We start from the raw sequence: 14,859 nt of genomic DNA on the forward strand, positions 1-14,859 counted from the left end.
GGAAACACCTGTAACCATACCGAACACAGAAGTTAAGCATTAATCCGCTGATGGTACTTGGCTGGAGACGGCCTGGGAGAGTAGGTTATTGCCAGTTAAAAGGTCTACCGACGCAAGAGAGACTTCGTTGATAGACTTTTTATTTTTTAAAAATACTCCTTTTAAAATTAGTAAAATATTTTGCTTTAATTATTCCTTAATGGGCGAAGCTCATTACATATTATTAAAGATAGAAAAATCTTCCTGAGATGGAAGATTTTTTTATATCCTAATTGATTGGTTGAAAATTAATACCAATACTTAAAGTTATTGAAAATATGAGTTATATTATTTATTAAGCTATTTAAATTGAATAGATATTATCACAACTTAAATACTAAAAATATTATATTATAGATTTAGTAAGTATCAATTAGTAGTTATAAAATATGAATCTATTTCTTGTTGTATTTAAATAAGACTGATATGGAATTTAATGATTCCGTATCAGTCTTTGTTTTTACATATTATCCTTTACTCCAACGGCTACCATTTTAGCTTCTGCTCTTATTTCGCCATCTGATTCCATTGTCATAATTACTATTACTTTTCTTTCTCCAATCTCTTCAGCTATTGCAGTTACAGTAATTTCTTTGTCCATTGGTGTGGGCTTTTTGAAATCAACTTCAAGCCTTGCAGTAATAAATCTACCTATTACAGTATCTTTATTGAGTTCAAGTCCTAAATCTTTATGCTTAAACCATGCTGCTGAAGCTGTTCCATGGCAATCGAAAATCATCGCAATCATTCCACCAAATAAGTTTTGTGGCACGCCGCCAGTATAAACTGAATCGGGAATTACTTTTGTGATACATTTACTGCCGTCAGCACTTGGATAAGATTTTATATGCATACCATGTTCATTTTTTGGACCACAACCCCAACAATGTTGAAATCTTTCGCCATATGTTTCTTGGATAGATATTTTCTCTGACATATTTTCTCCTTTCGGTTATATAAAATTTTATATTATATACATTATAACATTATATTTTTAGTTTGTTTAATTATAAAAGAGCCCTTTGTGGGAAAAAGGCTCTTTCTATAAGTTTAGTTCTATAATTTTATTTTCTTTAAGCGATTTTTTTATATCTATAATTCTTTGATTAGATGATCCTCGGAATTTTAGTGTTAAATCTTTTAAATTTTCAATGAAAGGGCCATCTACTAATGCATCACAAAGTTTTAGTAATTCTATTTTACTTTCTTCTTTTGTAAGTTGTTCCCATGTGTAGCCGGAGTATATCCAAATATCTTTACAAGTTTTTTTTCTTATATCTTTTACTACTTTGTATAGGTCATCTACATTTTGAAAGGGCTCACCTCCAAGTATTGTAAGCCCTTTTACTTCATCTAAGTTTAAATATTTTATTATTTTTTCTGTTTCATTTTTTGTCCATTCGTAACCAAAATTAAAATCCTGATATTCTTTGTTAAAACAGTTTTTACAATTGTGTGTGCATCCTGTTACAAAAATTGTAGTTCTAATTCCAGGTCCGTTGGCTACATCATATTTTCGTATTTGAGCATATCTCATTATATATGCAACACCCTCGCATTAATTTCTTTAGTTCTACCTTCGTTCCAGAAGTTTTCACCTAAATATCCGCATGTTCTTCTAACTACAGAAAGTTTTGCTCTGTCTGTGTTGCCACATTGAGGACATTGCCAATGTCCGTTTTCATTTAATTTGATTTCTCCATCGAAACCACATTCTGAGCAGTAATCAGATTTTGTGTTAAATTCGGCGTATTGAATATTGTCATATATGAATCTTACTAATGTTTCAAGTGCTTCTAGGTTGTGATTCATATTTGGTATTTCTACATAAGATATGCAACCGCCAGTAGACTTATCTTGGAATTTAGATTCAAAAGTAAATTTTTCAAAGGCAGATATATTTTCTCTAACATCTACATGGAAAGAGTTTATATAATAGCCTTTGTCAGTTACATTTTCTATAATGCCAAATCTTTCTTTATCAATATTTGCAAATCTTTGAGTAAGTGATTCAGCAGGAGTAGCATATAGAGTAAATTTAATGCCATATTCTTCAGTCCACTTTTTGCAAGCTGCATTTAATGCATCCATTATTCTCATTGCGAATTGGTATCCCTTTTCTGTTGTGTGGCTTACTCCTTTTGTGAGCATTGTAGCCTCGTATATACCAATATATCCTAGAGATACAGTAGAATATCCATTTTCTAATAGTGGAGCAATTGATTCATGTTTACCAAGTCTTGAGATGGCACCATGTTGCCAGTGGATAGGAGAGGAATCACTTGTGACTTTTTTTAGATGTTCGTATCTCAATAGACCAACTCTTTTTATTAAATCTAATCTTTTTTCTAGAATATCAAAGAATTTTTGCTCGTCACCGCCAGCAAGTATTCCTATTTGAGGAAGGTTAATTGAACATGCTCCCATATTGAATCTTCCTTCAAATTTGTATTTGCCATTTTCATCTTTATATGGTGGTAAGAAAGCTCTACATCCCATAGGGCTAAATACATTTCCCTCATAGTTAGCACGCATTTTTTTGGCTGAAATGTAGTCTGGATACATCCTCTTAGCTGTGCAACGAATTGCCAAAGAAGTTAGATAATAGTATTTAGATTCTTTGTGTATATTATTTTCATCAAGCACATAGATTAATTTTGGGAATGCAGGAGTCACATAAACACCAGCATCATTTTTGATACCTTGTATTCTTTGTTTAAGTATTTCTTCAATTATCATGGCAACTTCATCTACATATTGGTCATCATCTTCTAACCACATGAATAAAGTTACAAAAGGTGCTTGTCCATTTGATGTCATAAGTGTGTTAATTTGATATTGAATAGTTTGAATTCCACTTTCCAGATCCTTTTTAGTCATTCTATGAGCCATTTTTTCAGCTAGGGAAATATCACCTAAAGTATCTAGAGCAAGACTTAGGTTTTTGTCATAAGATCTCCTCAAATATTTACCTAAACATGATATATTAATACTTTGACCACCATATTGGTTTGAAGCGATTTGAGCTATAATTTGAGTCATGACATTACATGCCACTTGAAATGACTTAGGTGTTTCAATCATTTTGCCATTGACAACAGTTCCATTATCAAGCATATCTTTCATGTTGACTAAGCAACAATTAAAAATTGGCTGGATAATATAGTCCATGTCATGGATATGTATAGCTCCCGATTCATGAGCTTCTACTAAATCTAATGGTATCATCTTCCTTTTGGCAATATCTTTAGATACTTCGCCTGCAATTAAATCTCTTTGAGTGGATGCAATTATAGCGTTTTTATTGGAATTTTCGTCCATTAGTTCGTCATTTGTTTCATTTAATAGACCAAGAATACCTTCATCAGTAGTATTTTGTTCACGCTTGTATTGTTGAACAGATTTATACGCTTCATAAGCTCTTGCAGTTGCTGGATTTTTATATTGAATAAGTCTATAATATACTTCTTCTTCTATATCATAAATACTTAATGGTATTTCTTTGGAATTAGCAAGTTCTTCAATTTCTGCTGCAATTTTTTCTGCTTGATTTTCTACATACACTCCAGAACTTGAGTCCATTGCTTTTTTAATAGCAACAACAATTTTGTCTTTATTAAATTCAACTTCTTTACCATTTCTTTTAATTACACTAGGCATTTTGTCCTCCTCAAAATATACATCTTCATCTTTTCACTTTATATATTATACAACATATTGTGGTATCAGTAAATGGTTATCCGAGATATAGTGTATTTTTAGATATACACTTTATTCTTAAATTAATGAATAAACGGATTTAAAGAGCTAAAATTATGTTATAATTTAAAAAGAGGGGATGAGTATGCTAAAAATTTTTACCGATGTTTTAGACCCTTTTTTATGGGGAATTTTTCCAAAGTTAAGAAAATATGAATTTTTTTATGAAAATTTTGAATACGATTTTATTATGGCTGGTTTGATTGGAAACTATGAAGAATTTTTGCCACATAATTTTAGAGATAAAAATAATGTAGAGCTAGGCAATAAAATTTTATATGATATGTATCGTGCAACTTCGACAATGACAGGTATGCCAGGTTTTAACAAAGTACCAAATCTTTATACAGATAAATATAATTCTACATATACTTTAGACAAGTATTATCTTACTTTTAAGGAAATAGATGAAGCTAATTCAAAAAGTTATCTAAGAAAATTATTAGAAGAGGCAATTTTATTTGATAAAAATATATTTTTGAAAGAAGCACAAGATGATATATTAAAATCATTTAATATTGATACATCTGTTTTTTGGAGTGAATATGAAATGATTGATGATACTTTTCTTGCCAATCGAATGCTCTCATTTGATTATAGAATAAAAAAATTGCCAGGATTCTTAATTGAAGAAAATGGAAGAGTTTTACAAAATATATTAAATTTAGATTTAATTGATACTTTTATATTGGAAAACATGAATTTAAAAGAAAAAGATATTGATATGAATGACGAAAAAGTTTTGCTTTCATATATTGAGAATTATAATTTTGTATTAACAAATGAAGTTGATTTAGTTTTTGGAATAGATAATAATTTAAAAAATTTAGAAAAAAAAGGCCGTATTGATAAAATAAAAGTTGAAAATGGATATATCTATTGTGTAAAAAATTAATTGAGTTAATGATGAAATATATTTAAGTTCCATTTTAATATCAAAATAAAGAAAAAACTTAGTCAATTAAAAGTATTAAAATCTTTACTTAATTACTGTAATCATCGAAGTTACACTTATAGTAGTATCCTGTATAAATAAAAAACATTAAAATATAAAGACCACTATAGTTTTTAATTAGTGGTCTTTAATAATTTTAATTATTATTTATTTCTTAAAAATTCATCAATAGATTTCGCTGCATTTTTACCAGCACCCATGGCAAGTATTACTGTAGCTGATCCAGTTACAGCGTCTCCGCCAGCGAATATTTCTTCTCTAGATGTTTGAGACTCTACGTTAACTATAATTCCGCCCCAATCTTGTATTTCTAAGTTTTTAGTTGTAGAGGAGATTAGTGGATTAGGATTTGTGCCAAGAGCCATGATTACTGTTTCAAATTCTTCAGTGTAATCGGAACCTTCTATTTTAACAGGTCTTCTACGTCCGGACTCATCAGGTTGTCCTAGTTCGTTTCTTACACAATTTAGACCTTTTACCCAACCGTCTTCTGTACCTAAAATCTCTGTAGGTGCAGTTAGCATTTCAAATTTGATTCCTTCTTCTTTTGCATGATGAACTTCTTCAAGTCTTGCTGGAAGTTCTTTTTCAGTTCTTCTATAAAGAATAGATACATCGGCACCAAGTCTTTTTGCAACTCTAGCAGCATCCATAGCAACATTTCCGCCACCAATTACCGCAACTTTTTTGCCTACATTTACTGGTGTGTCATATTCTTCATCAAAAGATCTCATCAAGTTATTTCTTGTTAAAAATTCATTTGCAGAATAAACACCATTTAGATTTTCGCCTGGTATATTCATAAACTTAGGAAGTCCTGCTCCTGAACCAATAAATACTGCTTCATAACCATCATTTATTAATTCATCTATTGTGAGTGTTCTACCTACAACTGTATTATTTTCAATTTTAACGCCAAGCTTTTTGATATTTTCTACTTCTGCGGCGACAACTTCTTCTGGTAATCTAAATTCTGGAATTCCATAAGTTAAAACACCACCGCTTTCTTGGAGTGCTTCAAATATAGTTACTTGATAGCCCATTTTTGCAAGCTCGCCCGCACAAGTAAGCCCAGCAGGTCCAGCACCTATTACCGCTACTTTTTTATCCAAAGCTCTAGGTTTTTCTGAAATATTTACATGATGTCTTCTTGCATAGTCTGCTGCAAATCTTTCAAGTTTACCTATTGAAACTGAATCACCTTTGTTGGCAAGCACACATCTCTGTTCACATTGTGTTTCTTGTGGACATACTCTTCCACATACAGCTGGCAGTGAAGTGTAAAGTGATAGTGCTTTATATGATTGTTCGAAGTTACCACTGGCAATTTCTTTTATAAAGCCGGGTATATCAATGGATACTGGACATCCAACCACACAGCCTGGTTTTTTACAATTTAGACATCTAGACGCTTCAATTACAGCTTCCTCTGGAGTGTAACCTAAGCAAACTTCTTCGAAGTTTTTATTTCTGACATTTGGATCTTGTTCGGCAATAGGGGTGCGAGTAAATCTATCTTCGGCTCTCTTGATTTCTATTTTTTCACTTAAATCTTCGTCTTCTATAATTTTTTGAGCTTCTACTGCCATATCCATTGTGCAGTGATGATCTTTTATTTCTGTAGTTTTTTTATTATTGATGTATTGTTTTTGTCTTTTCATAGCTGAATCGAAATCAACTAAGTGACCGTCAAATTCAGGTCCATCGACACATGCAAATTTTGTTTTACCACCAATATTTACACGGCAAGCTCCGCACATACCAGTTCCATCTACCATGATAGGATTTAAAGATACTGTTATTGGCAAGTCATATTTTCTAGTAGTAAGTTCTACGAATTTCATCATTATCATTGGTCCAATAGAAACTACATGATCATATTTTTTGTTTTCTTTATCAACGAGATGAGATAGTTTATCTGTTACAAGACCTTTAAAACCATAACTGCCATCATCTGTAGTTATGTATAGATTATCACACACAGATGCAAGTTCATCTTCTAATATTACGAACTCTTTGGATTTAGCTCCAATAATAATATCGCAATGAAGTCCATTTTCTTTGAAGAATTTAGCTTGTGGATATACTGGGGCTGTACCGACACCACCTGCTACAAAAAGATATTTTTTATCTTTTAATTTCTCCAATTCCATACTCACAAAATCGGATTCTTTGCCAAGTGGGCCCACAAAATCTTTGAATTCGTCACCCTCTTCAAATTCGACAATCTTTTTAGTAGACTCACCTGATGCCTGAACAACAATTTGAACACTTCCTCTTTCTACATCATAATCTGAAATAGTTAAAGGAATTCTTTCTGAATATTTATCTGCAATTAAAATAATAAATTGACCAGGTTTTGCTGAAGCAGCAATTTTTGGCGCATAAACATCAAATAAGTAAATATTTGGTGCTAACAATTCTTTTCTTAAAATTTTTGACATTTAATTCCCTCCATTGATATAATTATAAAACATTGTGAAAACTAAAACAATGTATTTAACTCAATATTTACTATATGAGGATAATAATATTTTCCTTTACGTAAATAGATTTTTGAAGTATATTAAAAATGGAGATTATTATGAGAAATTTTAAAAATAAATTAAAGAAAATTGTAATCAAAGTTGGTTCTTCATCTATTACTCATGACAATGGAAGAATTAATCTACAAAAAATAGACGAGCTGTGTTTTGAAATTGCTAATCTCGAAAACAGTGGTTATGATGTTGTATTAGTATCTAGTGGTGCAATAGCAGCAGGAAGAGCAAAATTAAATTTTAAAGATAGACCTAAAGAAACTTCTGTTAAACAAGCCGCTGCTGCTGTAGGGCAAGTTTCGCTTACTAATATTTATGACAGAAGTCTAATAACATATGGATATAATTCAGCTCAAATTTTACTTACAAAACAAATCGAAAAAGATGAAATAATGAGAGAAAATGCAAAAAATACTTTACAAACATTAAGGGACATGAAAGTCATACCGATAATTAATGAGAACGACACCATATCTACTTATGAGATTAAATTTGGAGATAATGATACATTATCTGCTATTATTGCTCGATTAATAGATGCTGATTTACTTATAATGCTCACAGATATTGAAGGGCTATACACTGATGATCCGCGTATTAATAAAAATGCTACTTTAATAGAAGAAGTTAGTGATATTAATTTAGTAAATAAGTCTGCTAAAAATACAAACTCTGATATGGGTACAGGTGGGATGAAAACTAAACTAAAAGCAGCCTCTTTAGCCTTAGAAAAGAATATTGAAGTTGTAATAGCATCTGGAAAAAATATGAAAATAATTAGAGATATAGTGAAAGGTGAAAATATTGGAACGTATTTTAAATGTCAATGAAATTTGTAAAATTGCCAAAGAATCTTCTCGTAAACTTGCAAAACTTAAAACCGAGGAGAAGAATAAAATATTAATTTCTATTAAAAATTCATTAATGGATAATTTAAATAAAATATTAGAAGAGAACAAAAAGGATGTTAAAAGTGCAGAAGATAATAATCTTACTGAAGGCATTATTGATAGATTATTACTTACTACTGATAGAATTGAGAATATGGCAAAAGCTATAGATGATGTAGTCGATTTTAAAGACCCAGTAGGTAGGGTCCTGTCTATGGAAGAGAATTATAAAGGACTCAAGATAGGTAAAAAGACTGTGCCTATGGGAGTTATAGCTATTATTTATGAAGCTAGACCAAATGTGACACTAGATGCTGCAATTTTATCTTTAAAGGCATCAAGTGCAATAGTATTAAGAGGCGGCAAAGAAGCAATAAATTCAAATATAGCTATTGCAAATTCCATAAGAGAGGGCATAAAATTATCAGGCTACGATGAAAATTTTGTGCAAATAATCAAAGATACCTCTAGAGAAAGTGCCACAAATTTGATGAAACAAAAGGGCTATGTTGATTTATTAATACCAAGAGGTTCATCTTCTTTAATAAATTCAGTGGTAGAAAATTCAACTGTACCAGTAATTGAAACTGGTGTTGGAAACTGTCATATATATGTAGATGAGAGTGCAGATATTAAAAAGGCTGTTGAAATAATAAAAAACGCAAAAACCACTCGTATTGGAGTGTGCAATGCAATGGAATCTTTAATCCTAAACGAAAATTTAAGTGATGAGTTTTATATTTATTTAAATGAAATCATTCAAGAATTTGATATAAAGGTTTATGCGGACGAATTAGCAAAAAAAAGATTAAAAAATTCTACTATTGCAACTGAAGCTGATTATGCAAAAGAATTTTTAGACTATGCTTTTTCTGTAAAGACTGTTTCAAATATTGACGATGCTATTAAGCATATAGAAAAATATTCTACTGGACATTCAGAAGCAATACTCACAAAGTCCTATGAAAATGCCATGAAATTTTTAGATGAAGTGGACTCCAGCTGTGTCTATGTAAATGCATCAACTAGATTTACAGATGGTGGCGAGTTTGGCAAAGGTGCAGAACTTGGCATTTCTACACAAAAACTTCATGCAAGAGGACCAGTCGGGCTTGATGAACTAGTTAGTTATAAATATATTATTTTTGGAAATGGTGAGGTTAGAATTTAATTACATGGAGTTGGTGATTTAATGGAAAAGATTCTCGTTGTGGAAGATGATAAAGATATAAATGATTTAGTTGTTGAGATTTTAAAAAAAGGTGGATATGAATCCTTTGGTGCATTAAATGCAAGAGAAGCAAATTTGTTTTTACAAATTCATGATTTTGATTTGATTCTTTTGGATTTAATGATGCCAGGTATGAGTGGAGAAGATTTTCTAAAAGAACTGCGTAAAATTAAAAAATTACCTGTCATAGTATTAAGCGCTAAAATAGCTAAGGAATCAAAAATCAATGTATTAAATATTGGTGCAGATGCTTTTATAGAAAAACCATTTGATAAAGATGAATTATTAGCTATTGTAGGTGCTACTATTAGAAGGTATAAAGATTTTAATGATAAAAAATATGTAAAATCTAAAATTTTAAATTTTAAAGATTTAAATGTAGATTTAGATAGTATGACTGTTACAGCTAAAAAAAACTTAATTAAATTGACTCCAATTGAGTATAAGATTTTAGTTTCTCTTATGAAAAATCCAAATAGAATTTTCACAAGAGAAAATCTTTATAATGAGGTTTGGGAAGATGAATATTTATACGATTCAGATACTATAAATGCACATATTTCAAATTTGCGTTCCAAAATAAAGAAAGTTACTGGAGATAATTATATAGAAACGGTATGGTCAATTGGATATAAGCTAAAGTAAAATCTAGGTCAGCCTAGATTTTTTTCTTTAGAAAGTCTTTAGAACTCCTTTATCATAAATTAAAGATTATCGGTAATAATATATTTAGGAGGTAAGCGATGGATAAATTAATTGAAATTAACAATTTGAACAAAAAATATAATAATGCAAAGGCACTGGATAATTTGAATTTTAATCTTTATGATGGTGACATTTATGGTCTAGTAGGCTCTAATGGTGCTGGCAAATCTACATTGTTAAAAATTATTGCTGGACATATTGAAAAAGATAGCGGTGATATTTTAGTTTTTGGAAAAAATTTAGAAGAGGATTTTAAAATAAGAAATAGTTTTGGTTTTCTAATTGAAGAGGCAGCACTTTATTCATACTTTACTGGAATGAGAAATCTTCAATATATTGCAGAACTAAAGGGTATTAAATTGCCTGATGAAACTATAGAAATAGCAAAGATATTCAAAATCGATAATGCACTTAATAAAAAAGTAAAAGCGTATTCTACTGGAATGAAACAAAGACTTGGAATTGTAGCGGCACTTATGAATAGACCAAGAGTTTTGATACTAGATGAACCTATTAATGGACTTGATCCAGAAGGTATAGTTGATTTAAGAAATTTTTTGGTAAAAATTAATAAAGAATGGAATACTACTATAGTTATTTCTTCACATATTTTAAATGAACTCTCTTTAGTTGCAAATAGGATAGGTTTTATAAAAAGGGGACAAATGTTAGAAGAGATAACTCGTGAAGAACTCGAAAGTAAAGTCAAAGACTACATCAAGATTGTGGGAAATTCAGAGAACTTAAATAAAATAGTAAATATCTTGGAGGAAAATCTTAATATTAATAATTTTAAAATTATGGCAAATCAAGAGATTAGAGTTTATGAAGATGTAGAAATTTTAAAAATACAAAAAGAAATGGCTAAACACAATATTTATTTGAATGAAATATATCATCAAAAATCAACTCTAGAAGAATATTATGTAAAGCTCATGGGAGGTCAAAATGCTTAAATATTTTAAAACTGATTTTAGAAGAGTTTTTTCAAAAACAAGTACAAAAGTATTTTGGATTATATCCATCATTTTTGTATTATTTGTAAATAGTATGTCTTATTTATCTCTTGCAGGAAAGACAAATCTATTAAGTCCTGGAGAAAATGTACGCGGTTTTACTTCAAGCGAGTTTCTCATTCTAATAGCTTTTCAAGCAATATTTACAACTATACCATATATCACTTTTATAGCTGCATCTTATGTGTATGTGGAAGAGGACAAGGAAAGGGGCATTCTAAGAGCTGTAGAATGCGGTATTTCTAAAAGAAATATAGTAATTTCAAAATTTATAGAAAGTATCATTATTTCTATTATTTATGCAGTAGTTGTGATAGGTTTTCATATTTTAATAGTAAAAATATTATATGGGCTTGACGGTGATTCTCTACATTATATAATGGATTTAATAAAAACTATTGGTCTACTTGCACTGCCACTTATTTCATTAATTGCTTGTATGAACTTTTTGTCACTCCAGATTAAAGGAGAGCTTATATCGTCTATTATTACTGTTCTTTATGGCACGTATTTGCACACAATTTTAAAATATCTGGGGATGCTTTTTAAATCAGAATCCATTCAAAAAGTTGCAACTTTTATGCCATCTGCAATTTTTAGAAAGATAGCATCAATTGTAAATACCAATGGTATTGCAAATGTAAATTTTTTAGATTATAAAATTTATTATATAACTTCTGTATTTTTTATTATACTATTTATATCTTTGTCTTTAATTACTATTACTAAAAAAGATTTAGATAACTAGAGAGGAAGAAGTCCTATAATTTTAACAATTTGTTTACTTTTAATTATTATAGTCGTTACAATTAAATATATTAGAATTAAAAATTCCAACAATAGGATACTGGAAGAATTAAAAAACAAAAAAGAAAATATCGATCTATCTACATTTGATAAATATGGTTATGATAATACACAAAGAGAGATAGCGAGTATTAATGAAAAGTTAATTTGGGAAATAAATGTTAAAAACAAAGAAATAATTGAACTTGATAAAGATTATAGAGATTTACTCGCAAATTTATCTCACGATTTAAGAACTCCATTAACTTCAATTATTGGTTATTTGAGCTTAATTGATTGTCAAGACGATAACAAAAGGTATTTAGATATTTCACTGACTAAGGCTGGTCAACTTAAAGAACTTATAGAGAAATTTTATGAATATTCATTGGTTTCTAGTAGAGAAGTAGATTATGGATTAAGAAAAATAAATTTAGTGGACATTTTTAATTCGGTTTTGATAAATTATTACGATATTTTCAATGACGAAAACAAGAGCATTACAATTGAAGTTGATGATGGCGTAGGTGAAGTTTATGCATCTGAAAAACTTCTTGTGATGATTTTTAATAATCTTTTGGATAATATGTATAAATATTCTCTTGGAAATAATAAAATAGAGATTAGAAAAAATCAAAATATTATAATTATTTTTTCAAATGATACAGAGTTAGAAGATGGAGAGTATTTGAGTTTGCTTGATAGAATGCGAGTTATTGATAATTCAAGAAAATCTTCAGGGCTTGGTCTTTCCATAGTAAAAGAAGCCCTAGATAAGATGAAATGGGATTATGAAGTTAGAGTAAAGAACAAAAAATTTTATTTTACCATCTTGGTTAAATAAATTAGTTTATAAATATTTTTTTGGAATTGATTACTAAATAATGATTTACAATTCAAACAATATATAGGAGAATTGCATGAGTAAATATATAATGAATTTTTATAATAAAGGAGATAAAGAAAAAGCACTTTGTATATTTTTTGTATATTTAATCAGTGGAATTTTATTTCTAAGTATTGGTGAAATGCCAGAGATTTATACAAATATAGCGGTTTTAAATATAAAAATTGTAGTACCTTTTTTATTAGGATTTTTGTTATTTTTGCCAGTTTTATTCAAAAAAAGGTTATTTGTCTTATTTTTAATAGTTTTATATATACCACATGTATTTTGGTTTTATTTTTTTATTCATAGTTATTCATTTTATATACCGATAGCAATAGGAATATTATTTGGAATATACACTAGATATATCATAAAGAATTATAAAGACTAATATTTTATATTAACAATAATTAAAAATGACGAAATTGATTATATTGCTGCTACTTTTTATAAAAAATAGTTATTTAGGAGTGTATTTTTTAATAAAATCGCATTTTGTTTATACAAAAAAAAGGACTTATCACTTTTATTGAGTAAGTCCTTTTTTATATTAAACATTCCTAATACCGTAGTTTTTAATTCAGTTTTAAATAATTATTTTATTGCTCTTCTTATCTCGATTAAAAATGTCTCCATAAGTTCAACCACATCTCTCGATTCACAGTCTATATTAAGAGTAAACATATTACCTGAACCCATTATGTCATATTTTGTTTTGAGCTTTTCATATACTTCTTTTAGATTAAAATTTAAATTGTGTGATCTAAAAATCATTATCTTGGATTTTTTGGAACCCATAATTCCATATATTTGGATAAAATTATCTTCTTTTAATAATCTTGTGGAAACTTCTTTTAGTTCAGTTAAATTTACATCTCTTAATACTTTATAGATATAATTAATATTATTTACTTCTGTCGCATAATTTTTAAACATAGATACTGCATTATCTAAATTTTTGCTTTGTTCACTGTTTGCAGAAATTTCTTTTTCATTTGCTTTTAATTTATTATTATCATCATTTTTATTAAAATTGTTATTGGTATCTTCATCTATATTTTCAGAATTTTTGGTTTCAATTATATCTTTTTTTGAAGACGTAAGATTATTATCTTTAGGCACTGCGGCAGTTTTTAAATCTAGTTTTTTGTCATTGTTTTTATTATTTGTTTTATTGGAATTTTTGATATCGGAATTTGTACCAATTTCCATATTAGATTTTGATATGTTTTCATAATTTTTAGTTTTAACAGGCTTATCTTGAATATTTTGAGATTCTTTATTGTCTAATGATATATTTCCTTTTAATTTTTTTACATCAGAATAAACTGCATCTAAAGACTTTGAACCTAAATACATTCTAATATTATTTAAATTATTGATTGCATCTCTAGCATATTTAAAAGCTTGTTCTCCTGATATTAGTGAGATTCTAAGATAGTCTTCTTTTTTTGAGACATTTCTTATAATTACCAGAGCAGTTTCACCAGTTCTAGCTAATACAGGACCTTCATAATATATTTTTCCAAGCCCGTCAATATTAATACCTTTATCGAAATAACTAACTTTTAGATTAGATAATATAGCATAATTTGTCATTTCTTCTAAATTATTCATTGTGACAAATCTCAAATCTTTAGCTTTTATATCTATATAAGAGCTGCGTTCATGAACTTTATAATTTATAATTTCAAAGTCGGTACTTTCATTTATAAAATGTCTAAATAGAGCATTACCTAAATTTTGTTGCATTATTCCCAATCTTTTTTTCCAATTTAAAGTGATTTCTACATAGTCTAAATCTTTTTCTACTAAATAGTATTCAGAATTATTTTTTAAAGTGATTGGTTCTTTTCCATTTATTTTAAATTCGTCAGACTCTACATTAAGATTTCCCATAAAAGCAGGATAATGTGCAAGTTTTGCATAAGTATTTCCATTTTCAGTTAATTTTTCAATTATATCTATATTATATGTTTTTCTATAAGGACTTATATTTGTGTTTGTCATAAAAACCTCCAGAATTATATTATCACAAAAGTACAAAAA

At 28.8% G+C, this 14,859-nt stretch carries 13 protein-coding genes and 1 rRNA gene; 9 read left to right on the forward strand and 5 right to left on the reverse strand.

Going from position 1 to position 14,859, the window contains the following annotated elements; genetic code table 11:
• Positions 1-97: ribosomal RNA gene (gene rrf / locus ABID14_RS04365) — 5S ribosomal RNA — on the forward strand; the annotation flags it as partial.
• A 402-nt stretch (positions 98-499) separates the two neighbouring features.
• On the opposite strand, the gene ABID14_RS04370 is transcribed toward rrf, so the two are convergent.
• The 3 genes from ABID14_RS04370 to nrdD form a co-directional block, all read right to left on the reverse strand.
• Entirely contained in the window at positions 500-976 is a 477-nt protein-coding gene (locus tag ABID14_RS04370) for an acyl-CoA thioesterase (RefSeq protein ID WP_354367528.1), read from the reverse strand.
• 105 nt (positions 977-1,081) lie between these two features.
• Positions 1,082-1,576, reverse strand: a complete 495-nt coding sequence (nrdG, locus tag ABID14_RS04375) for an anaerobic ribonucleoside-triphosphate reductase activating protein (protein WP_354367530.1) — start codon at positions 1,574-1,576, stop codon at positions 1,082-1,084.
• The gene (nrdD, locus tag ABID14_RS04380) at positions 1,576-3,699 is read right to left on the reverse strand and encodes an anaerobic ribonucleoside-triphosphate reductase (protein WP_354367532.1); all 2,124 of its coding nucleotides are present in this window, start codon (positions 3,697-3,699) and stop codon (positions 1,576-1,578) included. Before nrdD ends, nrdG begins: the two co-directional genes overlap by 1 nt.
• Positions 3,700-3,883: 184 nt before the next feature.
• Between nrdD and ABID14_RS04385 the strand changes: the two genes are divergently transcribed.
• The gene (locus ABID14_RS04385) at positions 3,884-4,693 is read left to right on the forward strand and encodes a disulfide bond formation protein DsbA (RefSeq protein ID WP_354367534.1); all 810 of its coding nucleotides are present in this window, start codon (positions 3,884-3,886) and stop codon (positions 4,691-4,693) included.
• A 203-nt stretch (positions 4,694-4,896) separates the two neighbouring features.
• Here the strand turns inward: ABID14_RS04385 and ABID14_RS04390 are convergent, their stop codons facing one another.
• Entirely contained in the window at positions 4,897-7,197 is a 2,301-nt protein-coding gene (locus ABID14_RS04390; protein ID WP_354367536.1) for a bifunctional dihydroorotate dehydrogenase B NAD binding subunit/NADPH-dependent glutamate synthase, read from the reverse strand.
• Positions 7,198-7,337: 140 nt separating this feature from the next.
• On the opposite strand from ABID14_RS04390, the gene proB reads away from it, so the two are divergent.
• The 7 genes from proB to ABID14_RS04425 all read left to right on the forward strand — a co-directional run bounded on the left by proB (position 7,338) and on the right by ABID14_RS04425 (position 13,201).
• Positions 7,338-8,123 (forward strand): glutamate 5-kinase, encoded by a 786-nt coding sequence (gene proB, locus ABID14_RS04395; protein ID WP_354367538.1) that lies wholly within the window; start codon positions 7,338-7,340, stop codon positions 8,121-8,123.
• Complete coding sequence (locus ABID14_RS04400) at positions 8,098-9,354, forward strand: glutamate-5-semialdehyde dehydrogenase (RefSeq protein ID WP_354367540.1); 1,257 nt, start codon at positions 8,098-8,100, stop codon at positions 9,352-9,354. Before proB ends, ABID14_RS04400 begins: the two co-directional genes overlap by 26 nt.
• Before the next feature lie 21 nt (positions 9,355-9,375).
• Entirely contained in the window at positions 9,376-10,059 is a 684-nt protein-coding gene (locus ABID14_RS04405; RefSeq protein WP_354367542.1) for a response regulator transcription factor, read from the forward strand.
• A 98-nt stretch (positions 10,060-10,157) separates the two neighbouring features.
• On the forward strand, positions 10,158-11,075 hold the full coding sequence (locus ABID14_RS04410; RefSeq protein ID WP_354367544.1) for an ABC transporter ATP-binding protein: 918 nt from the start codon (positions 10,158-10,160) through the stop codon (positions 11,073-11,075).
• Complete coding sequence (locus ABID14_RS04415; protein WP_354367546.1) at positions 11,068-11,883, forward strand: ABC transporter permease; 816 nt, start codon at positions 11,068-11,070, stop codon at positions 11,881-11,883. The genes ABID14_RS04410 and ABID14_RS04415 overlap by 8 nt, the downstream gene beginning before the upstream one ends.
• 237 nt (positions 11,884-12,120) lie before the next feature.
• The gene (locus ABID14_RS04420) at positions 12,121-12,765 is read left to right on the forward strand and encodes a sensor histidine kinase (RefSeq protein WP_354367866.1); all 645 of its coding nucleotides are present in this window, start codon (positions 12,121-12,123) and stop codon (positions 12,763-12,765) included.
• 76 nt (positions 12,766-12,841) lie between these two features.
• Positions 12,842-13,201: a hypothetical protein gene (locus ABID14_RS04425; protein ID WP_354367548.1), complete on the forward strand. Its 360-nt coding sequence runs from the start codon at positions 12,842-12,844 to the stop codon at positions 13,199-13,201.
• A 203-nt stretch (positions 13,202-13,404) separates the two neighbouring features.
• On the opposite strand, the gene ABID14_RS04430 is transcribed toward ABID14_RS04425, so the two are convergent.
• A complete protein-coding gene (locus ABID14_RS04430) occupies positions 13,405-14,820 on the reverse strand; it encodes an alanyl-tRNS synthetase (RefSeq protein WP_354367550.1) in 1,416 nt (471 codons plus the stop codon).
• Positions 14,821-14,859 lie beyond the last annotated feature (39 nt).

Source organism: Peptoniphilus olsenii (assembly GCF_040545475.1).
GTDB classification, from domain to species: domain Bacteria; phylum Bacillota; class Clostridia; order Tissierellales; family Peptoniphilaceae; genus Peptoniphilus_A; species Peptoniphilus_A olsenii.